The following is a 23,181-nucleotide window of genomic DNA, read 5'->3' on the forward strand; positions in this document are numbered from 1 at the left end:
GGGGGCCCAAGCGTGGGCGGCCTTATTTATGCGCGGGGGCAGTGGCACTGGCCGCCCCCAGGCTACGCTTTTCCAGAACCTTGAATGGGCACAGCAGCTGGGCCGGCAGGCGCTCGAGCGCCGGGCCGAACTGGATGCGGAACTGTTGCGGGCCAGCTTGTAGTAGCGCCTCGTCTCCCTCGTGATACAGCCCATGGTCTAGCAGCAGGATACGCCCGCCAAACTGGCTATCGGCGCAGAACAGGGCGAGTGCCCTATCGCTGCCGTGCTGCAGGCGTACCAGCTGCACCTGTGGGCTAATGCGCTCGGCACCCACGCGCACCTGACCATCGCGTTGCTTGTGCAGGCGGCGCACCACATACAGGCCGACCTGCTGTTCATGGCGCATGGCCAGCAACTCGCCTACCGCCAGGCGGTCGTCATAGCGCGCCCGGTAGTGAGCGCCGATGCCGCAATGGCTTTCATCGCATAGCGACCAGCTTTCCCATTCCGCCGCGCTGGCATTGCGCTGCAGCGCGCGGGCAATCTGCGCGAGGCCAAGCGCGATCGGCACCGGGCTGTCCTTGGCACGCCGTTCATTGCGCCGCGCGCGCGACTGGCCGGCGCGCGAATAGACGATGGCCAGATCATTGAGCAATTGCTGGCGCAGGCTGAGCGCGAGCGGCTCCAGTGCTGGGCCATCAAGCGGATGCGGGCTCATTTCGCGCAGATGGGTGGCCAGCGGCTCGGTGTCCAGATAGCGATAGCGCTCGCCAACCATATTGCGGCGCAGCTTCATCGGCGGCTTGGTGTCGTCCAGATTGATGGCAAAACTCTGCTCGCGCACCCGGATCACCTTCTCCAGGCGCAGCAGCTTCAGCCATTCGGGCAGCATGCTGTCGAGGTAGTGCAGGGCTTCCGGGCTGCGTCGCTCGGGCTCGGCCAGCTTGAGCAGCACGATATGCAGGTAGTAGCTGCTGATCTGGCTGGGCGCCTCGTGCGGATAGCGCTGCAAGGGCTTGTGCGCGAAGCCGGCCGAGTCGGCGATCAGATAGAGCCGGTTCAGATTGCGCCAGATGCGCGCCTCAGGTTCGAAATTGCGCAGATAGGTCCAGCGTGCCTGCTCGGTGTAATAGGCGAGCGCACGCAGGGTGATCAGCTCAGCCTCACCGGCAAAGCGCGCGGCCGGTTGCTGCGCATGCTGCTTCAGACACAGCTTGTAGGCCGAGGCCAGCTCCTGCCAGCAAGCCATCAGGCTGGGCAGCACCTGGCGCGCAGCGATGCCCTCGATCTCGATTTCGCCCCGGTACACGCTCACCAGCGTGTGCATGAGCGGCCGCGCCTTGTCATCGAATGCCTGCACGGCACGATGGCGTTCCTTCAGGCCGACCTTGGGATTACGGTTCAACGCCGCGACGGCCTTGACGATTTCGGTCAGGGCGCGCAGCGATTCATCGCGCGGCAAATCCACCATCAACCGGGTCAGGGATGGGCCAGAGTCCTCCTCAGCGCGCGCACGCCGCAGCAATGCGTCGATCAAGCCTTTGAAATCGAACATTTTTAATTGTGCCGGACGTTTCAGGTCGACCGGTCGGAGCGGACGGGTATGGTAAAATTAATGAATATTCTCGCACCGCGCCATGCGCGGATTTTTTTATTTTGATGACGTGCGTGCTTTACGCCACGCCAGCCTGGAGTTTTCACGGTGATCAACACCTTTAATATCACCATGCAATTCGGCGCCAAGCCGCTGTTTGAAAAAGTCTCGGTCAAGTTTGGCGGCGGCAATCGCTACGGTTTGATCGGCGCCAATGGCTCGGGCAAATCCACCTTCATGAAGATTTTGGGTGGCGATCTCGAACCTACGGCCGGCAATGTCAGCCTCGATCCGGGCGTGCGCCTGGGTAAGCTGCGCCAGGACCAGTTCGCCTATGAAGACCAGCGCGTGCTGGACGTGGTGCTGCAAGGCCATGCCGAGCTGTGGGCGACCATGCACGAGAAGGACGCCATCTACGCCAATCCGGAAGCGAGCGAAGACGACTATATGCGCGCCGCCGACCTGGAAGTGAAGTTTGGCGAAATGGGCGGCTACGACGCCGAAGCGCGCGCCGGGGCGCTGCTCTTGGGCGCCGGCATCCCGACCGAACAGCACAATGGCCCGATGTCGGAAGTGGCGCCGGGCTGGAAGCTGCGCGTACTGCTGGCCCAGGCCCTGTTTGCCGACCCGGACGTGCTGCTGCTGGATGAGCCGACCAACAACCTGGACATCAACACCATCCGCTGGCTGGAAGACACGCTGAACGAGCGCAACTCCACCATGGTCATCATTTCGCACGACCGTCACTTCCTGAACCAGGTCTGTACCCATATGGCTGACCTGGACTACAACACCATCCAGCTCTACCCGGGCAATTACGACGACTATATGGAAGCTAGCACCCAGGCGCGTGAGCGTCAGCTGGGTGCCAATGCCAAGGCCAAGGAACGCATCACTGAGCTGCAGATGTTTGCCGCGCGCTTCTCGGCCAACAAGTCCAAGGCGCGTCAGGCCACCTCGCGCCTCAAGCTCGCCGACAAGCTCAAGGAGAGCATGGTCGAGGTCAAGCCGTCTTCGCGCCAGAACCCCTATGTGCGTTTCGAGTTCGATGACAAGCTCAAGCTGCATCGCCAGGCTTTTGAGGCGAGCAATCTGTCCAAGTCCTTCGACAAGCCGCTGATCCAGAACCTGAACCTGATCTTTGAAGCCGGCCAGAAGCTGGCGGTGATCGGTGGTAACGGCGTGGGTAAATCGACGCTGATGAAGATGTTGGTTGGCGCACTGAAGCCGGATGCCGGCAATGTGAAGTGGGCCGAGAAGGCCGAGCTAGGCTACTTCGCCCAGGACCATGAGGAAGATTTCGACTGTGATGACAATCTGTTCGACTGGCTCAAGCAGTGGAGCAAGCCGGGCGATGACGACCAGGTGATCCGCGGCGTGCTCGGCAAGCTGTTGTTCAGTGGTGACGATGTGAAGAAGTCGGTGCGCGTGCTGTCCGGTGGTGAGAAGGGCCGCATGCTGTACGGCAAACTGATCCTGCAGCAGCCGAATGTGCTGGTCATGGACGAACCGACCAACCATATGGATATGGAATCGATCGAATCGTTGAACCTGGCGCTTGATCTGTACAAGGGCACGCTGATCTTCGTTTCGCACGACCGCCTGTTCGTATCCTCGCTGGCGACCCAGATTCTTGAATTGAAGGGCGATGGCAGCTATGTCCACTATATGGGCGGCTACGAGGAGTATCTGAGCAGTCAAGGTATTGCGTAATTGCTCTAATTTTGAACTGTTGTAAATCCGCTGCGCTGTGGCGAAATGCAGTAAAAAGTTCAAAGTTCGAGTTGCTACTCTAAGTCGGGCGTACTATAGTTGCGCACATCTTCAGTGCGCCCGATGAACCAAGATTGGGCGATCAAGCCGGCAAAAAGTAGAACCGCCGTCTCCCGAGCCGCCGCAATGGCCGCTCAAGCGAATATATACAAAGAAGAAGCATGGAGCAGACAGAACGCAGTGTCCCGTAAGGGCGCTGCGTTTCCCCTTGTGTATTCGGATGTGTATCGCTGCAATGGCGCAGCAAGCTTAGGGAGAAGATCTATGCGTTTAGCGAACAAAGTTACCGTGATTACCGGCGCCGCCAGCGGCATCGGTCAGGCTACCGCCTTGCGTTTTGCCAAGGAGGGCGCGCGCGTGGTGGTGTGCGATATCAACCAGGCTGGCATCGACAATGTGGTCAGCGAGATCGTCGCAGCCGGCGGCCAGGCCATCGGTTATGTGGTCAATGTGACCGACAAGGCCAGCATTACGGCCATGGTGGCGGGCGTGAAGACGCAATGGAGCCGCGTCGACGTGCTGGTCAACAACGCTGGTATCGTGGCCGATGCCCAGCTGAGCAAGATGACCGACGAGCAGTTCGATCGCGTCATCGACATCAATCTGAAGGGTGTCTACAACTGCACCAAGGCCGTGGTCGATACCATGATTGAACAGGGCAGCGGCGTGATCCTGAACGCGTCCAGCGTGGTGGGTCTGTATGGCAACTTCGGCCAGACCAATTACGCGGCGGCCAAATTCGGTGTGATCGGTTTCACCAAGACCTGGGCCAAGGAGCTGGGCAAGCGCGGTATCCGCTCGAATGCCGTCTGCCCGGGCTTTGTGGCGACGCCCATCCTGAAGGACATGCCGGAAAAGGTGATCCAGGCCATGGAAGAGAAGGTGCCGATGCGTCGCCTCGCCCAGCCCGAGGAAATCGCCAGCGTTTATCTGTTCCTGGCGAGCGATGACGCCAGCTATATCAATGGCGCCGTGCTGTCGGTGGATGGTGGGCTGGTGATTTGATCCGCTTATGTTTACCAATAAAAAACCCGTCCTAGGACGGGTTTTTTATTGCGTATCGGTGCAGGTGCAGCGGCTTAGCCGAGTGCGCCCTCATACACGATGCGCCAGTCGCGTGCCTCACGCTTGAAGTAGAGGCGCTTCTTGCTTTGATTGCTGAGGTTGCTGCTGCGATAGTCCTGCAGGAAGTTCGCCATCAGCAGGTCGCCCTCGCTGCTCGGGTAGCTGAACAGGCTTAGTTCACCGAGGCGTATCTTGGCCCACTGCTTGCCGGCATTCACGGCGACCTTTTGTGCTTTCCATTCCGCCAGCTCCGTCTTGCCACTGCGGAAGTCGCTTGCGTAGTGGCCGAGGTAGTTGCGGGTATCCAGGCTTTCCCAGTCGCGACGCCAGGCTTCCAGCTCGGCTTGCGCTGCGCTGCGCCTGGCCTGCCACTTGGCTTGCGACAGCCATTCAATCGATGGCGTGATTACCACCGGCGTGCCGGGCAGCAGGTATTCGCCCAGGGCGGCCATATCCGGGTTGGACAGTGCCACGCAGCCGTTCGAGGCCTTCGGTGCGCGGCTGTAAGTGTCGTAGGGCACGCCATGCAGCCAGATGCCGCTGCCGGTGCGACCCTGCTGGCGGTCCCAGTCATTTGGATAGCTGAGCGGCCAGGCGCCCACACCATAGAGCTCGGCCAACCTGCCATAGGTCTTGTCCAGCTGCTCGCGCGGCATATGGCCGGTGATGAAGTACACGCCCAGCGGCGTGCGCTGATCGCCCTCACGGCTCTTGTCGAAGCCGAGCTTGCCGATGGTCATATAGAAGTCGAGCACATAGCGCGGCACGCCAGCGTCGTTGCGATACAGGAACAGTCGTGAGCTGCCGGCATCCACGACCACCGCATAGCGCTGGCTGGGGTCGAGCTGGAGCAGATTGGCCGGAATCGCATCGGTCGGTGGTGGTGCGCTATGACGTTGCAGGCGGGCGTTCGCTTCTTCGCGCAGATCGTTAAGCTTGTCATCGACGAAGGGGCTGCTGCCGATGCCGGCCAGCGGTTGCGCGCGCGCCATGAGCAGGTCGCCCTTGAGCAGATGGGCGAGGCGGTAATTCGGGCGATGGCTGAGCAGGGTGTCGACCAGCTTGTCGGCATCGGCCAGCCTGTCCTCGCGAATTGCAGTCACCGCGGCAACGATGACTTCCTCGGGGTGGGCCTTGTCGGACAGCAGCGCGCTTTGGACCAGGGCAGGTGCCAACAGCTTACCCTGCGGCCACTGCATGGAATTGGCGGCCGGGGCGAGATAGAGGCCGGCGGTGAGGCAGACGGCGATTTTCAACCAGGAACGGGACATGAGGTCTTATCCTACCCGCTCTTCTTGAATGAGCCAACGGCTACCATTTCTCTCCAGAATCAAGGTCTTGCCGGTGGAAGTTTCCAAACGATCTGAACGATAGCGCTGAATGAAGCGCACGGTGGCGCGCTCGCCATCGAGCTTGATGCGCAGCTTGTCGAGCTTGACGGAAATCTTCTTCGCGGCACTGATGCGCTCGCGGCGCTGTGTTTCCCAGCTGCTGCGGCTTTGTCCGGCCGGTTTGAAGTCGCGCGCATAGCTGGCCAGATAGGCGCTGACCCGCTTGTCCGACCAGGCATCGGCCCAGGCCAGCACGCTCTTCTGCACCGCGGCTTCCTGTTCCGCTTTGTCATCCCGAGCGGGCTCGGGCGGCTTGGCTGTGGCGGGAGCCGCCGGCTTGCTGACTTCTGCGGGTTTCGCCTGCGGGGTGGGGGCAGGCTTGCTGGCGGGAAGGCTGCTCGGCGGCATGGGTAGGGGCTTGTTGCTGGCAACGACCAGCGGCGCTTGGGTGGGCTGGGGCTTGGCGGTGCTGGCCACCACGCTGGCGGGAGGCGTACTGAGCGTCGGCGTGTTGCCGCGACTCAACAGGTCCTGCACCAGGGCCAGTTTGGTCTGGCTGATGGCGGCTGGCTTGGGGCGCGATACGCCGCTCTGCTTCTGTTCGACCACATCGCGCTGCAGGGCTTTCTCGTAGGCCTGTGCGGCCAGCTTTGCATACACATCGGCCAGATTGGCGTGCGCGGTGGCATAGGCAGGATTGGTCTGCAGCGCCATCTGCAAGGTGGTGCGCGCCCGATCGAGCTGGCCCTGCTGCGCATACAGGGCGGCCAGATTGTTATACGGCTCGGGTAGCTGCGGGTAATCGTTGGTCAGCGCGCTGAACACCTGAATCGCTTCGGCCTGGCGGCCCAGCGCGGCCAGCGCATTGCCGCGCAGCAGGCGCAGGCGGGCATCGCGCGGGGACTTAAGTAGCGCCTTGTCGGCGGCGGCCAAGGCGGCGCTGGCCTCGCCACGCTTGAGGTCGGCAGCAATTTCCTCAGCCACGCCAGCGTGGGCAGGCAGCAGCAGGGCTGCGCAGAGCATCAGACGGGCAATACGGAAAGCGGGCATTGGCTGGACGAGTGGGAGGCTGGCATACAAACTGTCGATTTTATCAGACTCCCCGCGCTCGCCGTGTTTGCCATGCTTGCTCATTTTCCCCCTGGTCTGCAGGCCATTCTGCTGCTGGTCTGCTCGAACATCTTCATGACCTTTGCCTGGTACGCGCACCTGAAGGATATGGCGGCCAAGCCCTGGTATATCGCCGCGCTCGCCAGCTGGGGCATCGCGCTGTTCGAATACCTGCTGCAGGTGCCGGCCAACCGCATCGGTTTCACTGTGTACGACCTTGCCCAGCTGAAGATCCTGCAAGAGGTGATCACGCTGAGCGTCTTCGTGCCCTTCGCGATCTTCTACATGGGTCAGCCCTTCAAATGGGATTTCGTTTGGGCCGGTTTATGCCTGATGGGCGCCGTGTACTTCATGTTCCGCGGCTGAAACCCGCGTATCGGTTAAAATCGCCGCATTGCACACACTTCAAAGCCTTGTCACTACATGAGCAACGATAACAACACGCCCGTCGTCAGCAATTTCATCCGCTCCGCCATCGATGCCGATCTGGCCAGTGGCAAGCATCAGCGCACCGTGACGCGCTTTCCGCCCGAGCCGAACGGCTATCTGCATGTCGGGCATGCCAAGTCCATCTGCCTGAACTTCGGCATCAAGGAAGACTACAAGGCGCGCGGCCTGGCGTCTGAATGCAATCTGCGCTTCGATGACACCAATCCAGAAAAGGAATCGGAAGAGTACGCGCTGAGCATTCAGGAAGACGTGCACTGGCTCGGCTATGAATGGGACGGCCAGGTACGCTGGGCCTCCGACTACTTTGAGCAGTTGTATCAGTACGCAGAAGAGCTGATCGGCAAAGGCCTCGCCTATGTGTGCGAGCTCAATGGCGAACAGATGCGCGAATACCGCGGCGACTTCGGCACGCCGGGCAAGAACAGCCCTTTCCGCGAGCGCAGCGTCGAAGAAAACCTGGCCTTGTTCCGCGCCATGCGCGCGGGCGAATTCGCCGATGGCAGCAAGACCCTGCGCCTGAAGATCGATATGGCTTCGCCGAATCTGAATATGCGCGATCCGGTCATCTACCGCATCCGCCGTGCGCATCACATCCGTACCGGCGATGCCTGGTGCATCTACCCGATGTATGACTACACGCATTGCATCTCGGATGCGCTCGAGGGCATCACTCATTCGCTGTGCACGCTGGAGTTCGCCGACCACCGCCCGCTCTACGACTGGGTGCTCGACCACATCAGCATCGACTGCCATCCGCAGCAGATCGAATTTTCGCGTCTGGAGCTGCTGTATGCGCTGACGTCGAAGCGCAAGCTCAACCAGCTGGTCAGCGAAGGCAAGGTCAGTGGCTGGGACGACCCACGCATGCCCACCGTCAGCGGCATGCGTCGTCGTGGTTACAGCCCGGCTGGTATCCGCCTGTTTGCCGAGCGTTGCGGCATCTCCAAGAGCGAGAACGTGATCGACTACGCCGTGCTGGAAGGCGCGGTACGCGAAACCCTGGAAGCAGAAGCGCCGCGCGTGATGGCCGTGCTTGATCCGATCAAGGTCACGCTGAGCAATTTCGAACCAGGCGTCAGCGGTAGCCGCAGCGCACCGTTTCATCCGCACCATCCCGAATTTGGCGAGCGTGAAGTGCCGCTGGCGGCCACGCTGTATATCGACCGCGACGATTTCGCCGAAGTACCGCCACCAGGTTGGCAGCGCCTGACCCTGGGAGGCGAGGTGCGTCTGCGCTACTCCTATGTGATCAAGTGCGATGAGGTGATCAAGGATGCGGATGGCCGCGTGGTGGAGCTCATCTGTTCGCTCGACCCGGCCACGCTGGGGCAGAACCCGGTCGGCCGCAAGGTCAAAGGCGTCATCCACTGGGTATCGGCCGAACATAGTGTCGCGGCCGAAGTGCGCCTCTACGACCGCCTGTTCACGGTTGAGCGCCCCGATGCGGTGCGTGGCGAAGACGGTCAGTACCTCGACTTCGTGCAGTTCCTCAATCCCGAGTCCTTCAAGACCGTGACCGCCCATGTGGAAGCCGCCGTGCAGGGCGCGGCGCCGGAAACCCGCTACCAGTTCGAACGGCTCGGCTACTTCGTTACCGATCGCCGCGACCATGTGCCGGGCAGCAAGCTGGTGTTCAACCGCACCGTGGGTTTGAAGGACAGTTGGGCTAAGTGATGTCGAACGCCCATCTGATCGCCCAGCTCGACTTCCTACTCGAGCTCGACAAGCTCAAGGCCATTCTGCGCCGTACACGCCCGGCTGGCATGCAGCGGCTGGAGAATTCGGCCGAGCATAGCTGGCATGTGGCGCTGATGGCCCTGCTGCTGGCCGAGCATGCCGAGCCGGCCGTGGATGCCGAGCGGGTGATGAAGATCCTCCTGCTGCACGATATCGTCGAGATTGATGCCGACGATACCTTTCTGTATGACGAGACGGGCACGCTGGAAAAGGTCGCCAAGGAAGAAGCGGCGGCCGAACGCATCTTCGGCCTGTTGCCCGCGGCGCAGCGCGAGGCGTTTACCGCGCTCTGGCGTGAGTATGAGGACCGCGTGACGCCGGAGGGCAAATTTGCCTACGCCTGCGACCGGCTGCTGCCCATGCTGCAGAACCTGGCCAATCAGGGGCAGAGCTGGTTGGAGAATGGTGTGCGCTTCGAGCAGGTGATACGCAAGAACCTGCCAATCAAGGACGCGGCGCCCGGGCTGTGGGACTATGTCTTACCCCGCCTGGAGGCGGCGCGCGCGGCGGGCTGGTTGGCCTGAGCGCGTGAGCATCAAACGATCAAGGCAGCCCCAGGGCTGCCTTGATCGTTTATAACGCGCTGGTCGCGCGCGAGGTTTGCGCCTGCTTTACCGCGGCCTGCAAGTCGGGCGGCGCATCAATGCCCATCGAGACATAGATGCTGCTCAGCTTGTCTACGCCGATCTGGGCCGGCCGCACCCATTCGCTGGGCACATACAGCAGTCCGCCTCCAATGGGGACCGGGGCTGTTGGCACCAGGATGGCCAAGTAGGGCCGCCCATCGATATGCACGGGCTCGGGATTGGGCAGCAGGGCCAGCACGGCTGCACCATCGCCGCTGAACAGGCACCAGACCGGGCTCATGGCAGTGATATCGGCGCCATCCTTCTGATCAAGCAGTCCGACGAAGCGGTCGGCCAGGTTGTACAGGCTGCCAATCAAGGGGATGCGTCGCAGGGTCAGGTCGATCAAGGCATCGATATGCCGGCGCAAGCTCGACTGCACCAGCACACCGAGCGGATAGATAAGCAGCAGAAGCAGCAGGATGCCCAGGCCGTATTCGAGATAGGGCTGGCGGGCGAAGGGCTGGCCTAGCCAGCTGAGCAGGCTGCCGACCACGCTGCCCGGCCCCAGATAGTGGTAGAGCAGCTGGCCAGTCCAAACAAGCAGGCCGACGGTCAGAACGAGTGGTAGCAGGGCAAGCAGGCCGGCCAGCCAGGTGGCGGACAGGCGGCGAAACGGTTGGCTGGGCATGACAAAACACGGGCTGGACGATGGCGGCGAGCATAGGCCAGCGCGCGGCTTTTGTCCCGCATGGCTGGGAGGGTAGGGGGCCGGGCTGGCATAATGCGCGCCTGAATCCTCCCATTTCCATACCGAGCCGCACTGGCGGCCGGGGACCGCCATGAGCCAACTCCAGAACGACACCTTCCTGCGCGCCCTGCTGCGTGAGCCGACCGACTACACGCCACTCTGGCTGATGCGCCAGGCTGGCCGCTATCTGCCTGAATACCGCGCCACCCGCGCACGCGCTGGCAGCTTTCTTGATCTGTGCAAGAACACCGAACTGGCGACCGAGGTGACCTTGCAGCCGCTCGAACGCTATCCGCTCGACGCCGCCATCCTGTTTTCCGACATCCTGACTGTGCCCGATGCGATGGGCCTGGGCCTCTATTTCGCCGAAGGTGAAGGCCCGAAGTTCGAGCGCCCGCTGCGCGATGAGGCGGCGATCCGCGCCCTGCGCGTGCCGGATATGGCCAAGCTGCAGTATGTGTTCGATGCGGTCAGCAGCATCCGCAAAGCGCTCCAGGGTCGTGTACCGCTGATCGGCTTCTCCGGCAGCCCTTTCACCCTGGCCTGCTATATGGTCGAGGGCGGTGGTTCGGATACCTTCAGTAAGATCAAGACGCTGATGTATGACCGCCCCGATCTCATGCACCACATCCTGGCCGTGAATGCCGAGGCGGTGACCCAGTACCTGAATACCCAGATCGAGGCCGGTGCACAGGCCGTGCAGATCTTCGATAGCTGGGGCGGGGCGCTGGCCTATGGCAAGTACCAGGAATTCTCCTTGCGCTATATGCAGCAGATCGTGGCCGGCCTCAAACGTCAGCACGATGGGCGCCAGGTGCCGGTCATTGTGTTCACCAAGGGTGGTGGTCTGTGGCTGGAAGACATTGCCAACTGCGGTTGCGATGCGATTGGCCTGGATTGGACCGTCGACCTTGCCGATGCGCGCCGTCGCGTGGGTGACAAGGTGGCGCTGCAGGGCAATCTCGACCCGAACGCCTTGTTTGCCAATCCGAAGGCCATCGAGGGTGAGGTCGAGCGTTTGCTCGCCAGCTTCGGCCATGGCAATGGGCATGTCTTCAATCTTGGCCATGGCATTTCGCAGTTCACCCCGCCCGAGCATGTGACCGCACTGGTGGATGCCGTTCATCGGCATTCGCGCGCCTACCACGCAGCTTGAGCAAATGCACCAAGAGTGGGCGAGCGATTGTCCTAGCCCACTCGCGCAGTGCCGTGCGCAATGCCAGAAAAAACAGGCACTTAATCGCAGTTGTTCAAGTAAAGCACGGGGAATGGCGGCTAAGTTATGCACAGTGGCCTTCACTGCACCGCGCCAGCTTGTCAAGTCGTGATGTGCGCTGCCTTGATTCGGTGCATTTTTAACAAGTTATTGATTTTTAAGAATTTATTTCCAAGCCTATTTTTTGGGCAAGCCAGCATTTCTCCTGTTGCTACGGGGGTTTACCGAGTTTCCCCAAACTTGCCCACAAAGTTATCCACAGAAAATGTGGACAGTCGCAAAAGCCCTGTTGCGACGGGTGTTTAGGCCTCTTTGGCGGTCCCGAAAATTGTTTGCTTGACAGCCCATGCCCTATCTTCGCGTTGCCCTCGATGTCCCACTGCCCCGCCTGTTCGATTACTGGCTGGATAGCGCCACCCCGGCCGATATTGGCCGGCGCGTGGTGGTGCCATTCGGAAGCCGCCGGCTGGTGGGCGTGGTGCTGGCGATACTGGCCGAGCCCGAATACGAGGCCAGCGCGATCAAGCCGGCCGAGGCGGTACTCGACGATATGCCAGCCTTGCCGGCGCCTGTGCTCGGGTTATTCCAGTTCTGTGCCGACTACTATCAGCACCCGCTCGGCCAGGTCGTGCATACCGCGCTGCCGACCCGTTTTCGCGACCCTAACCCCTACCGGGTGGCCGAGGCCTTGCGTTACCACGCACTCGATAGCGTGGCCCTGCAGGCCCAGGTGCCCAAGCGCGCTGCCCTGCAGCAGCGTCTGGCACAGCTGCTGGCCACGCCGCGTAGCGAGGCCGAGTTGCGCGCCGCGGGCGGCACGGCCTGGAAAACCGTGCAAGCCTGGCTGCAGGATGGCCGTGTACGGGCCGAGCAGCTGCAGCCCGGTGCTAGCGTGGCTGCGCCCGGTCCGGCGCTGAATATCGAGCAGGCCGAGGCCGTGCAGGCGATCAGCGCTGCACAGGGCTTTGCGGCCTTCTTGCTGCACGGCATTACTGGCAGCGGCAAGACCGAGGTCTATCTGAATGCGATTGCTGCCGTGCTGGCGCGGGGCGAGCAGGCGCTGGTGCTGGTGCCGGAAATCAATCTGACCCCGCAGCTCGAGGCGCGCTTCCTGCGCCGCTTTCCGGGCGTGGACATCGTCAGCCTGAACAGCGCTGTGGCTGATGGCGAGCGGGCGGCCGGCTGGGTGCGCGCCGCGCGCGGCGAGGCCAGCATCGTGCTCGGTACACGCCTGGCGGTGTTCACGCCGGTACCGCGCCTGGGCCTGGTGGTGGTGGATGAGGAACACGACGCGAGCTTCAAGCAGCAGGATGGTCTGCGTTACTCGGCGCGTGATGTGGCCGTCTACCGGGCGCGCCAGGCTGGTGTACCCATCGTGCTCGGCTCGGCCACCCCGGCGCTGGAAAGCTGGCAGAACGCCGAGGCCGGCCGCTACCGCCATCTGCGCCTCAGTCAGCGCGCGGTGGTCGGAGCCCAGCCGCCGCAGTGGCGGCTGCTGTCCACCAAGCGCCAGCCGCTGCAGGATGGCCTGCATGCGCGCACCCTGGCTGCGCTGGGCGAGCGCCTAGCGCGCGGCGAACAGGCGCTGGTTTTCCTGAACCGGCGCGGCTATGCACCAGTCATGCACTGCGGTGAATGCGGCTGGATGGCGGCCTGCACACGCTGCTCGGCCCGGCTTACCGTGCACCTGCGCGAGCGCACGCTGCGTTGCCACCATTGCGGTGACGAGGCGCCGCTGCCGCGTGTCTGCCCAGGCTGTGGCAACCAGGACATGAAGCCGCTGGGGCAGGGCACTCAGCGCCTGGAAGACACGCTGGCCGAGCGTTTTCCCGGCGCACGCATCCTGCGCATCGATCGTGACAGCACGCGCCGCAAGGGCAGCTTCGAGGCGGCGCTGCAGGCCGTGCATGCGGGCGAGGTGGATATCCTGATAGGCACCCAGATGCTGGCCAAGGGGCATGACTTCCCGAACCTGACCCTAGTGGCCGTGGTGGGCGCCGATAGCGGTCTCTATTCGGCCGACTTCCGCGCCAGCGAGCGCCTGTACGCGCAGCTGGCCCAGGTGGCTGGTCGCGCCGGACGGGCCGATAAGCCAGGCGAGGTGATTCTGCAGACCGACTTTCCCGAACACCCGCTCTACCAGGCCCTGCTGGATGACGATTACGCGGCCTTTGCCGCCACCGAACTGGCCGAGCGCAAGCTGGCTGGTTTCCCACCTTTTCTGCACCAGGCCGTACTGCGCGCCGAGGCCGACCGGTTGGACGATGCGCTGGCCTGGTTGCGTCAGGCTGCGCTACTGGCGCCACTGTCCGAGGCGGTTACGGTCTGGGACCCGGTGGCGGCCGGCATGATGCGCCTTGCCAATCGCGAACGTGCCCAGCTGCTCGTACAGTCGACCGCGCGTAGCCGCCTGCTGGCCTTCCTGGCCGAATGGATGGTGGCGCTGCGCGCGCAGAAGGCGGGCAAGGTGCGCTGGTCGCTTGACGTCGACCCGCTGGAGCTGTGATGCGACGCTGGCTGGCCATCTGCCTATGGAGTCTGCCCCTGCTTGGCCAGGGTGAAGACGTAATGGATGAATATGAACCCATCGCCCTGGATGGATCGCGTCTGGGCTGGCAGGTGGATGGCAGCCAGCGCGAGGCGGTGCGCCTGTTCTACAGCGTGCGCTACCCAAGCCCGGCCGTAGCCAACTTCTGGCAGGGTAGCCTGGCCGATTGCCAGCCGGGTGAAACCCTCCCTGCGCACCGTCTGGCCACCCTGCGGCGCATCAACTGGTATCGCGCCATGGCCGGCTTGCCGGCCGATCTGCGCGAGGATCTGGCCGCCACACCCAAGGCGCAGGCCGCTGCCCTGGTGGCCGCCGCCAATGGCCGCATCAGCCATGAGCTGAGGCCTGACTGGCGCTGCGCCACGCCCGAAGCGCAGCAGGGCGCACGGTTTTCCGCCATGGCCCTGGGGGTGAGCGGCGTGCAGGCGGTGGATGCCTTCATGCGCGACGCCGGCGCGCAGAATGTCGGCGCCAATCACCGCCGCTGGCTGCTTTACCCGCAGACCATGCGCATCGGCGTGGGCGATGTGGACGGGCCGACGCCTGCCCAGCGTGCCAGCGCCTTTACCGCTTTCGACGAGATGTATAGCGGCAACCGCCCACCTTTGGCGCGTGACTTCGTGGCCTGGCCGCCACCTGGCTGGGTGCCGTATCCGGTGGTGTTTGCGCGCTGGTCGCTGTCGCTGCCCCAGGCTGATTTCCGCGCCGCGCGGGTCAGCATGCTGCGTGATGGCGTGCCGGTGGCGGTGCAGCAGGAGCCACCCAGTGCCGCGGCGGGCGAGCCTACCCTGGTGTGGCTGGCCGAGGGCCTGGGCGATGGCGCGAGCTGGCCATGCCCGGCGCGTGATACCCGCTACCAGATCCGGGTCGAGCAGATCCGCCAGGGTGAGACCGAGCGGCAGATCGAATACGAGGTCATGGTGTTCGACCCGGACACCGCGCATGCCAGCCGGCACGAGGCCCGCGTATTGGGCCCGGCGCAGACCGCGCTGAGCGGCGCGCTTTTCAGCGTGCCCGCTCTGCCTGGCGCTACCGGCCAGCAGTGGCGCGCACTGCGCGTGACCGCCTGGGCGCCGCAGGATAGCGCCGAAGCGGATCTGGGCAATTGGCGTTACCAGGGCGCAGGCGGCTATGCCACGCTTAGCACGCGCCAGCCCGGCGTGGACTTACAGTCATTCCGTCTTGCCCACCGTCATATGGGGGACGAAGTGCTGGAGTTGGCCGATTCGCCCGTGCTGGGCGCTGCCGCCGCGCTGACCTTCCGCAGCCGGCTAGGCATTGCCGGCGCCGACGAGCAGGCGCTGGTGGAAATTCGCCCCGAGGGTCAGGCGCATTGGACGGTGCTGACCACGCAGCGCAGTGCGGGCGAGTCGCGCGCGGTGGATGCGCTCTGGCGTGAGCAGCGCATCGATCTGCGCGACTATGCGCAGCGCCGCGTGCAGCTGCGCTTTCGTTACCGTTTTGACCATGGCGCCTTCTATTCGCCCGAGGATGGGCGGGTCGGCTGGTTTCTGGACGACATCCGCCTTGAGGATGCCTTCCGTGTGCTGGCCAGCACTGAACCGGCGCGTGTCGAGGCCGGTCAGTTCCTGTTTGCACCCGATCAGCCCGGCGCCTGGCGTCTGCAGGCGCGCCCGCTCGTCTATCGCGCGGCGGGCGAATGGGGGGCGCTATGGCCCGTGCAGGTCGATTGAATGAGAGGTGACGATTTGTTGTGTCGATATCTGCTGGGTGGGCTACGCGCCTGCCTGGGGCTGCTGCTGGCGGGCGCCGCATTGGCCGAGCTACCCGAGTCGGTGGCGGCGCGCCTGCGGGCCGTCAAGCTGCCCGAGAGCGCGCTCAGCGCACTGGTGATGCCGCTGGATGGCGGCCCGGCCCGCCTGCGTCATCAGGCCGAGCTGCCGGTCAACCCGGCTTCCACCATCAAGCTCCTGACCACGCTGGCGGCGCTGGAGACCTTGGGGCCGACCTTTACCTGGCGCACCGGCTTCTATACCGATGGTGTGCAGCAGGGCGATACCCTGCACGGGCATCTGTACCTGAAGGGCGGCGGCGACCCGCGCCTGACCTATGAGCGCGTCTGGCAGCTGCTGCGCGAGCTGCGCAACCGCGGCCTGCGCCGTATCGACGGCGATCTGGTGCTCGACCGCAGTTATTTCCAGCTGCCGGCGAGCGAGGACGGTGATTTCGACGAGCAGCCTGAGCGTGCCTATAACGTGGCGCCCGATGCGCTGCTGATGAACTTCAAAGCCTTGCGCTTTGATATGGAAAGCGATGCGCGCGGCGTGCAGGTGCGCGTCGAGCCCGCCCTGGCCGGCATCCGCGCCGGCAGTGTGCAACGGGTACGCACGGGCGACTGCGCGAGCTGGTCGCGCGGTTGGGCGCGGCCACAGATCAGCAGCCTGAGCGATGGCGGGCTGGATGTGCAGCTGCAGGGCAGCTTTCCGCCCAATTGCCGTGCCAGCCGCTATCTGGGTGTGCTCAGCGCGCCCGACTTCGCCAGCCAGCTGACCCGCAGCCTGTGGGCGGAGCTGGGTGGCGAGATTGTCGGCAGCACGCGCGAGGCCAGCGTGCCGCCCGAGGCGCGTCTGCTGGCCGAGCAGCTGTCGGCGCCCCTGGCCGAGCAGATCCGCGATGTGAACAAGCTGTCGAATAACACCATGGCGCGCGCCATTTTGCTGACCCTGGGTGCTGAACGCCCGCAGGCCGGCTTGGACAGCCAGGCCGCCGGCCAGGCCGCGGTGCAGGCCTGGCTGGCTAGCCAGGCACTGCACTTCCCCGAGCTGGTGTTGGAAAACGGCGCGGGGCTATCGCGTACCGCGCGCATCAGTGCCGAGCATCTGGGCCAGCTGCTGCTGGCGGGCCAGCGCAGCGCTTTTGCGCCGGAATTCCTGGCCAGCCTGCCCATCGTCGGCCTCGATGGCACCATGCGCCGGCGCCTGAACAATAGCGAGGTAGCTGGCCGCGCGCGCATCAAGACCGGTACCCTGAACGATGTGAAAGCGATTGCCGGCTATCTGCGCGATAGCGCCGGGCGCGACTGGATCGTGGTTGGCCTGCTCAACCACCCGCGCGCCGAGGCCGGCCAGGCTGCGCTCGACGCACTGCTTGAATGGGCAGCCCTGCCCGCAAACCCAAACCCCGAGACCGCCGCACCATGAAATACCACGATCTGCGCGACTTCATTGCCCAGCTGGAAGCGATGGGCGAACTCAAGCGCATCAAGACCCCGGTTTCCAGTCACTTGGAAATGACCGAGATCTGCGACCGCGTATTGCGTGCCGAAGGCCCGGCCCTGCTGTTCGAGAATGTGCCCGGCCACAGCATGCCGGTGCTCGGCAATCTGTTCGGCACCCCGCGCCGTGTGGCGCTCGGGATGGGCGCGCAGGAAGTCAGTGCGCTGCGCGAAATCGGCAAGCTGCTCGCCTATCTGAAGGAACCCGAGCCGCCCAAGGGCTTCAAGGATGCCTGGGAGAAATGGCCGATTCTGAAGCAGGTGCTGAATATGGCGCCCAAGGTGCTGAAGAAGGCGCCATGCCAGGATGTGGTGTGGGAGGGCGAGGCGGTCGATCTGCACCGTATCCCGATCCAGCACTGCTGGCCTGGCGATGTGGCGCCCTTGATTACCTGGGGCCTGGTGGTCACGCGCGGGCCGCACAAGCCGCGCCAGAACCTCGGCATCTATCGCCAGCAGCTGATCGGCAAGCGCCAGCTGATCATGCGTTGGCTCGCCCACCGCGGCGGCGCACTCGACTTCCGCGAGCATGCGATCAAGCATCCGGGTACGCCGTTTCCGATCTCGGTGGTGCTCGGCTGCGACCCGGCCACCATACTCGGTGCGGTCACGCCGGTGCCCGATTCGCTGTCTGAATACCAGTTTGCTGGCCTCTTGCGTGGCAGCAAGACCGAGCTGGTCAAGTGCATCGGCAATGATCTACAGGTGCCGGCCAGCGCCGAAATCGTGCTGGAAGGCCATATCGAGCCGGCCGAGAAGGGTTGGAGCGGCGTGAGCGAGGCGGGCGTGCCGATGAAGGAGATCGGTGGCTATCTGCATGCGCTGGAAGGCCCGTATGGCGACCACACCGGCTACTACAACGAGCAGGACTGGTTCCCGGTGTTCACGGTGGCGCGTATCACCACACGGCCCGATCCGATCTACCACAGCACCTATACCGGCAAACCGCCCGATGAGCCGGCCGTGCTGGGGGTGGCCCTGAACGAGGTGTTCGTGCCCATTCTGCAAAAGCAGTTTCCCGAGATCGTCGACTTCTACCTGCCGCCCGAAGGCTGCTCGTACCGGATGGCCATCGTCAGCATCAAGAAGGCCTACCCGGGTCACGCCAAGCGGCTGCTGTTCGGCGTGTGGTCCTTCCTGCGCCAGTTCATGTACACCAAGTTCATCATCGTGGTGGACGACGATGTGGACACGCGCGACTGGAAGGAGGTGATCTGGGCGATTACCACACGCATGGACCCCACACGCGATACCACGCTGGTGGACAGCACGCCGATCGACTATCTGGACTTTGCCTCGCCGGTATCGGGCCTGGGTTCCAAGATGGGCCTGGATGCCACCAATAAATGGCCGGGCGAGACCACGCGCGAATGGGGCGTGCCGATCAGCCACGATGCGGCAGTCAGCGCCAAGGTGGATGCGATCTGGGCTGAACTCGGCCTGTAAGCCAAGCGCAAGCCGAAACGAGGCCGGCCATCTGCGCGCTGCAGATGGCCGGCCCTGGTCTTTTGGCACTGTCCTGGTGCAAAAATCAAAAAATGGAGTTTTTGCTCGCGACGTGGCGCAGCTTGGCGAGTGGCCAGGTGGCCGCTGCAAGCACCGGGACGGCGATCAGCCCAGGAACTGGTTCGGGTAGTGCTCGTCCAGCAGCTGACGACAATCGACCACACGCAGGTCGTTGTCCTTGGCGAAGCTCATCAGGAAGCTGTAGACACGCGGGTCCACCTTTTCCAACTGCTTGTCGATGGCAACGCAGCGGATGTTTTCCATCACCATCGGGCGGACATAGGGGGCGTAGGACAGTTTCTGGTCCATGCCGAAAGTCGAAAGAATGCCGGATAGGCGCTCTGCCCAGTCAGACGGGCGAAATTCACGGCCACTTTTGGTCAGGCCTTGGATGATGACTTCGTACGGGTTGCAAATCATCTGTTATGTGCTTGGGTAGGTGCTTTGGATTATTCTTGCTGGCTGGCGCGGCGATCCCGCCCACTACCAAAGAATAGAAGGGGAGACATGAAATGCCGAAACCGGTGAGCCGTATTTTACTGGTAAACGACGAGAAGCTGGTGCTCAAAGCACTTGTTAAGGGGCTGAACGCCGCGGCTCGTCAGCTGGACAACCCGCTGGGCATTACCTTTGCCGGCGTGGAGAGCAGCGCCGAGGCGCTGGCTGCGATCCAGGCCGATGGGGAGATCCAGGCGGTGATCGTGGATGACCAGCTGCCCGGCGACAGCGGCAAGGCACGCGGCAAACAGCGCCTGAGCGCGCTGAATCTGGTGCACGAAATCCACGCACTGCGTCCCGAACTCGATGTGTATGTGCTGATTGCGCAGGAGAACGAGGACGAGGTGGTCAACACCCTGCTGTGCGAGACCGTGGATGGTTATTTCTACCGCGATGACCCTGACTATCTTGGCTGGTACCGCATCCTGAATGCTCAGCTGCAAGAGCGCGCGCACACGCCGTTCTACGACAAGCTCAAGCAATACGTGTTCATGGCCAAGGATGCCTGGCACACCCCGGGCCACAGCTCGGGCGACAGCTTGCGCGGCAGCCCCTGGGCCGAAGATTTCTATGAATTCATGGGCGAGCACATCTTCAAGGGCGACCTGTCCTGTTCGGTGCCCATGCTCGATTCGCTGCTGCACCCGACCGGCATCATCGAGGAGGCACAGCAGATCGCCGCCAAGGCCTTTGGCGCGCGGCGCACCTTCTTTGCCACCAATGGCACCTCCACCGCCAATAAGGTGATTCTGCAGACCCTGCTGGCGCCTGGCGACAAGCTACTGCTCGACCGCAACTGCCACAAGTCGGTACACCACGGCGTGGTGATTTCCGGCGCGCTGCCCGTGTATCTCGATTCGAGCACCAATGAGGAATACGGCCTGTTCGGCCCGGTGCCCAAGGCGGTGATCTTCCGCGCCATCGAGGCGAACAAGGATGCGCGCGCAATGATTCTGACCTCGTGCACCTACGACGGTCTGCGCTATGACCTCAAGCCCATCATCGAAGCCGCGCACCAGCACGGCATCAAGGTGATCATCGACGAGGCCTGGTATGGTCATGCGCGCTTTCACCCTGAGTTCCGCCCCACCGCGCTCGAATGCGGCGCCGATTTCGCCACCCAATCCACCCATAAAGTGATGAGTGCGTTCTCGCAGGCCTCGATGATCCATGTGAACGACGCGAGCCTCGATGAGCATGTGTTCCGCGAGAACTACAATATGCACACGTCCACCAGCCCGCAGTACAGCATGATCGCGAGCCTGGACGTCGCGCGTAAGCAGATGAGCATGGAAGGCTACAAGTTGCTCAGCCGCACGCTAGCGCTGGCGGCCGAGCTCAAGGAGCTGATCAATGCCACCGGCGTGTTCCGCGTGCTGGAGCTCGACGACCTGCTGCAGGACGAGGTGAAGGGCGATGGCGTGCGCCTCGATCCGACCAAGATCACCGTGGATATCTCGGCCTGCGGCTACACGGTGGACGAGCTGCAGAAGCTGCTGTTCGAGCGCTTCAATATTCAGATCGAGAAATCGACCTTCAACACGATCACCCTGCTGCTGACCATCGGCACCACCAAGAGCAAAGTGTCGCGTTTGTACGACGCGCTGATGCGCATCAGTCGCGAGGGGCGCGCACCGCGTCGCCTGTATCGCACCCCGGCGATTCCGCACTTCACTAGCCTCAAATACCTGCCGCGCGATGCGTTTTACTGCGGTGGACAACTTGCCCCGCTGCTGGACGAAGCCGACCAGGTCAACGCCAAACTGGCCGGCCGGATTAGCGCTGACCAAATCGTGCCTTATCCACCTGGCATACCGGTGCTGGTGCCGGGCCAGGTTATTACCCCCGAGATCATCAGTTACCTGGTCAACCTGCTGCGTAGCCAAAAGCAGGTCGAACTGCATGGGGTGGTGTTCGACGGCTGGCTGCCCTGTATCCGCGTGTTGACCGATGCCGACGAACAGGGGCTGCGCCCGCTGGACGCCGAGGTTTGAAACGCGGATGCTAGGCGGATAATGAAACACTTATCGACAGCCAAGGCGACCGAACTGGCTGAGCTGGACCGCTTGAATGCCGAAGCTTGGCACAGCCAGTACGGAGACCCCCTGCACGGCCGCGAGCTGGCCGAGCAGGTGCGTCTGCGCGCGCGCGCGCTGGGTGATGCGCGTCGCGAGGCCTTCGCCAGGCTGACCCTGGCCAGCTACCAGATGCGCCATGGCGACCGCGCGCTGGCCGAGGCGGAGTTTCATGCGCTCAAGCGTCAATTCGAGCAGAGCGGTGATCTGCTCGGCCAGATGCGCGCAAGCTTCGGCATCTCGGCCCTGTATGGGCGTGCCGGGCGGGTCGAGGAATCGTATGCGGAGCTGATCTGCTATCTGGCCGATCTGAACGACGCCGACCCGGTCGATGCGACCATGATCTTCAATGCGCTGGGCGCCAGCAGCGTGGATGCCGGCCAGCTCGACGAGGGCATGCGCCATTACTACCGCGCGCTACGTGCGGCGCGCCAGCTTGACTCGCCTGACCATCTGGCCCTGGTGCTGTCTAATCTGGGCGATGCCCAGCACGGTGCGGGCAATTACGAGGATGCGATCCGCTTCCTGGTCGAGGCGGACAGCATGGTGGCGCGCTCGCGCCTGGCGGCGTTGGCGCCGATGGTGGCCAGCAATCTGGCCATGTGCCAGCTGGCCATCGGCGCGCATGAGGCCGCGTACGAGACGATTTCCCCCTATCTGGACATGAATGCGCACACGGTGCGTATCGGCCGCTCGGATGCCGCCTTCTTCCAGGCGATTGCCGCGCACACCTTTGCCGCACACAGCGATTGGCAGCAGGCGCGTGCCATGCTGGATAAGTCGCTGCAGTCGGCTGAGCAAAGTGGCGACGTCAAGGTGGTCACGCATTGCTTCTGGGTGCTCGGTCTGGTCGAGCGCGGTTGCGGTCATCTGGAAGAAGCGCTGGCCGCGCTACGCGAAGCGCAGAACCGTCTCGACCAGCAGCACGATCCTTATTACCAGATCCAGATTCCACGTGAACTGGCCCGCACCCATGCGGCGCTTGGCCAGTGGCATGAGGCCTATATCGCCATGGAGCGCTACCAGCAGTACTACCAGCGCATCCAGGGCAGTGCCGCGCGGGCGCGCACTCAGATGACGCAGATCCAGAGCGAGCTGAGCGAAGCCGAGCGCGAGCGCGATTTCGCACGCGTCAAACAGGCCGAGGCCGAACGCGCGCGCGCCGAGCTGGAGATGCTTAACCGCGAGCTGGCGGCCAAGGTGGTGGAGATTGAGCGACTGCAGGAGCAGCTGCGCGAGCAGGCCATCCGCGACCCGCTCACCGATCTGTACAACCGCCGCTATCTGCAGCAGGCGCTGGCCAGCGAGTTGCAGCTGGCCGAGCGCCGTCACTACCCGCTCTGCGTGGTATTGATCGATCTCGACCACTTCAAGTCGGTCAATGACCGGCATGGTCACCCGGTCGGTGACCAGGTGCTGATCGAATTGGCCAATCTGCTGCGCGCCAATATCCGTGGTTCGGACTTTGCCTGCCGTTTCGGCGGCGAGGAGTTCTGTCTCGTACTGTCCGATATCGGCCAGGAACTGGCGCTGACGCGCACGCAGAGCTTGCTGGCGGCATTCTCTGCCCTGCAGTTATGCAGCGGCTTAAGCGGACAGACCTTCTCTGCCGGCATTGCCCAGTATCCGCTGCATGGGCACGATGCGCAGGCGCTGCTGCGGGTGGCCGACCAGGCGCTCTACCGTGCCAAGGCGGCCGGGCGCAACCAGGTGCTCCTGGGCGGACAGTAGGTGGATTGTCGGC

General features: G+C 63.3%; 16 protein-coding genes and 1 pseudogene. 12 read left to right on the top strand and 5 right to left on the bottom strand.

The annotated features are described in order from the left end of the window. Positions 1–22: 22 nt before the first annotated feature. Entirely contained in the window at positions 23–1,537 is a 1,515-nt protein-coding gene (locus BT173_RS17155; protein ID WP_072429898.1) for a cyclic-di-GMP receptor FimW-related protein, read from the bottom strand. A gap of 147 nt (positions 1,538–1,684) precedes the next feature. Here BT173_RS17155 and BT173_RS17160 point away from each other — a divergent pair, with 147 nt between their 5' ends. Together BT173_RS17160 and fabG are read left to right on the top strand one after the other, a co-directional pair. After that, positions 1,685–3,289, top strand: a complete 1,605-nt coding sequence (locus BT173_RS17160) for an ABC-F family ATPase (RefSeq protein ID WP_072429899.1) — start codon at positions 1,685–1,687, stop codon at positions 3,287–3,289. Positions 3,290–3,613: 324 nt separating this feature from the next. Further along, positions 3,614–4,354: a 3-oxoacyl-[acyl-carrier-protein] reductase gene (gene fabG, locus BT173_RS17165; RefSeq protein WP_072429900.1), complete on the top strand. Its 741-nt coding sequence runs from the start codon at positions 3,614–3,616 to the stop codon at positions 4,352–4,354. Between the two features lie 74 nt (positions 4,355–4,428). On the opposite strand, the gene BT173_RS17170 is transcribed toward fabG, so the two are convergent. Both BT173_RS17170 and BT173_RS17175 read right to left on the bottom strand, forming a co-directional pair. After that, a complete protein-coding gene (locus BT173_RS17170) occupies positions 4,429–5,685 on the bottom strand; it encodes a L,D-transpeptidase family protein (protein WP_072429901.1) in 1,257 nt (418 codons plus the stop codon). 6 nt (positions 5,686–5,691) lie between these two features. Beyond that, positions 5,692–6,795: a nuclear transport factor 2 family protein gene (locus BT173_RS17175; RefSeq protein WP_072429902.1), complete on the bottom strand. Its 1,104-nt coding sequence runs from the start codon at positions 6,793–6,795 to the stop codon at positions 5,692–5,694. 72 nt (positions 6,796–6,867) lie between these two features. On the opposite strand from BT173_RS17175, the gene BT173_RS17180 reads away from it, so the two are divergent. Genes BT173_RS17180 through BT173_RS17190 form a run of 3 tightly spaced genes read left to right on the top strand, consistent with a single transcriptional unit; the run spans position 6,868 to position 9,566 of the window. Beyond that, positions 6,868–7,221, top strand: coding sequence for a DMT family protein (locus BT173_RS17180; RefSeq protein WP_072429903.1), 354 nt, complete (start codon positions 6,868–6,870; stop codon positions 7,219–7,221). 57 nt (positions 7,222–7,278) lie between these two features. Continuing rightward, entirely contained in the window at positions 7,279–8,979 is a 1,701-nt protein-coding gene (locus BT173_RS17185) for a glutamine--tRNA ligase/YqeY domain fusion protein (protein WP_072429904.1), read from the top strand. Further along, the gene (locus tag BT173_RS17190; protein ID WP_072429905.1) at positions 8,979–9,566 is read left to right on the top strand and encodes an HD domain-containing protein; all 588 of its coding nucleotides are present in this window, start codon (positions 8,979–8,981) and stop codon (positions 9,564–9,566) included. Before BT173_RS17185 ends, BT173_RS17190 begins: the two co-directional genes overlap by 1 nt. Before the next feature lie 49 nt (positions 9,567–9,615). On the opposite strand, the gene BT173_RS17195 is transcribed toward BT173_RS17190, so the two are convergent. After that, on the bottom strand, positions 9,616–10,299 hold the full coding sequence (locus BT173_RS17195) for a DUF502 domain-containing protein (RefSeq protein ID WP_072429906.1): 684 nt from the start codon (positions 10,297–10,299) through the stop codon (positions 9,616–9,618). A 151-nt stretch (positions 10,300–10,450) separates the two neighbouring features. Here BT173_RS17195 and hemE point away from each other — a divergent pair, with 151 nt between their 5' ends. The 5 genes from hemE to ubiD all read left to right on the top strand — a co-directional run bounded on the left by hemE (position 10,451) and on the right by ubiD (position 18,804). Then, entirely contained in the window at positions 10,451–11,515 is a 1,065-nt protein-coding gene (gene hemE / locus BT173_RS17200; RefSeq protein ID WP_072429907.1) for a uroporphyrinogen decarboxylase, read from the top strand. A 406-nt stretch (positions 11,516–11,921) separates the two neighbouring features. Further along, positions 11,922–14,081 carry a primosomal protein N' gene (locus BT173_RS17205; protein ID WP_072429908.1) on the top strand — a complete coding sequence of 720 codons (2,160 nt, stop codon included), beginning with the start codon at positions 11,922–11,924 and terminating at the stop codon, positions 14,079–14,081. Beyond that, positions 14,081–15,817 carry a CAP domain-containing protein gene (locus tag BT173_RS17210; RefSeq protein ID WP_072429909.1) on the top strand — a complete coding sequence of 579 codons (1,737 nt, stop codon included), beginning with the start codon at positions 14,081–14,083 and terminating at the stop codon, positions 15,815–15,817. The genes BT173_RS17205 and BT173_RS17210 overlap by 1 nt, the downstream gene beginning before the upstream one ends. Before the next feature lie 15 nt (positions 15,818–15,832). Then, positions 15,833–17,284 (top strand): D-alanyl-D-alanine carboxypeptidase/D-alanyl-D-alanine endopeptidase, encoded by a 1,452-nt coding sequence (gene dacB, locus BT173_RS17215; protein WP_217651502.1) that lies wholly within the window; start codon positions 15,833–15,835, stop codon positions 17,282–17,284. Continuing rightward, positions 17,281–18,804, top strand: a complete 1,524-nt coding sequence (gene ubiD / locus BT173_RS17220; RefSeq protein ID WP_072429911.1) for a 4-hydroxy-3-polyprenylbenzoate decarboxylase — start codon at positions 17,281–17,283, stop codon at positions 18,802–18,804. The genes dacB and ubiD overlap by 4 nt, the downstream gene beginning before the upstream one ends. A 192-nt stretch (positions 18,805–18,996) precedes the next feature. On the opposite strand, the pseudogene BT173_RS17225 reads toward ubiD, so the two are convergent. Then, positions 18,997–19,284 (bottom strand): annotated as a pseudogene (locus tag BT173_RS17225) (DUF3579 domain-containing protein); the annotation flags it as partial. 92 nt (positions 19,285–19,376) lie between these two features. On the opposite strand from BT173_RS17225, the gene BT173_RS17230 reads away from it, so the two are divergent. Together BT173_RS17230 and BT173_RS17235 are read left to right on the top strand one after the other, a co-directional pair. After that, entirely contained in the window at positions 19,377–21,356 is a 1,980-nt protein-coding gene (locus tag BT173_RS17230) for an aminotransferase class I/II-fold pyridoxal phosphate-dependent enzyme (RefSeq protein WP_072429913.1), read from the top strand. A gap of 21 nt (positions 21,357–21,377) precedes the next feature. Further along, on the top strand, positions 21,378–23,168 hold the full coding sequence (locus tag BT173_RS17235; RefSeq protein ID WP_072429914.1) for a tetratricopeptide repeat-containing diguanylate cyclase: 1,791 nt from the start codon (positions 21,378–21,380) through the stop codon (positions 23,166–23,168). Positions 23,169–23,181 lie beyond the last annotated feature (13 nt).

The organism is Chitinimonas taiwanensis DSM 18899 (assembly GCF_900119825.1).
Taxonomy (GTDB): Bacteria; Pseudomonadota; Gammaproteobacteria; order Burkholderiales; family Chitinimonadaceae; genus Chitinimonas; species Chitinimonas taiwanensis.

Coding starts and splice junctions, on each gene's coding strand:
- BT173_RS17155 (WP_072429898.1), bottom strand. CDS start 1,537: ATGTTCGATTTCAAAGGCTTGATCGACGCATTGCTGCGGCGTGCGCGC.
- ubiD (WP_072429911.1), top strand. CDS start 17,281: ATGAAATACCACGATCTGCGCGACTTCATTGCCCAGCTGGAAGCGATG.
- hemE (WP_072429907.1), top strand. CDS start 10,451: ATGAGCCAACTCCAGAACGACACCTTCCTGCGCGCCCTGCTGCGTGAG.
- BT173_RS17235 (WP_072429914.1), top strand. CDS start 21,378: ATGAAACACTTATCGACAGCCAAGGCGACCGAACTGGCTGAGCTGGAC.
- BT173_RS17210 (WP_072429909.1), top strand. CDS start 14,081: ATGCGACGCTGGCTGGCCATCTGCCTATGGAGTCTGCCCCTGCTTGGC.
- BT173_RS17195 (WP_072429906.1), bottom strand. CDS start 10,299: ATGCCCAGCCAACCGTTTCGCCGCCTGTCCGCCACCTGGCTGGCCGGC.
- BT173_RS17190 (WP_072429905.1), top strand. CDS start 8,979: ATGTCGAACGCCCATCTGATCGCCCAGCTCGACTTCCTACTCGAGCTC.
- fabG (WP_072429900.1), top strand. CDS start 3,614: ATGCGTTTAGCGAACAAAGTTACCGTGATTACCGGCGCCGCCAGCGGC.
- BT173_RS17185 (WP_072429904.1), top strand. CDS start 7,279: ATGAGCAACGATAACAACACGCCCGTCGTCAGCAATTTCATCCGCTCC.
- BT173_RS17170 (WP_072429901.1), bottom strand. CDS start 5,685: ATGTCCCGTTCCTGGTTGAAAATCGCCGTCTGCCTCACCGCCGGCCTC.
- BT173_RS17205 (WP_072429908.1), top strand. CDS start 11,922: ATGCCCTATCTTCGCGTTGCCCTCGATGTCCCACTGCCCCGCCTGTTC.
- BT173_RS17175 (WP_072429902.1), bottom strand. CDS start 6,795: ATGCCCGCTTTCCGTATTGCCCGTCTGATGCTCTGCGCAGCCCTGCTG.
- BT173_RS17230 (WP_072429913.1), top strand. CDS start 19,377: ATGCCGAAACCGGTGAGCCGTATTTTACTGGTAAACGACGAGAAGCTG.
- BT173_RS17180 (WP_072429903.1), top strand. CDS start 6,868: ATGCTTGCTCATTTTCCCCCTGGTCTGCAGGCCATTCTGCTGCTGGTC.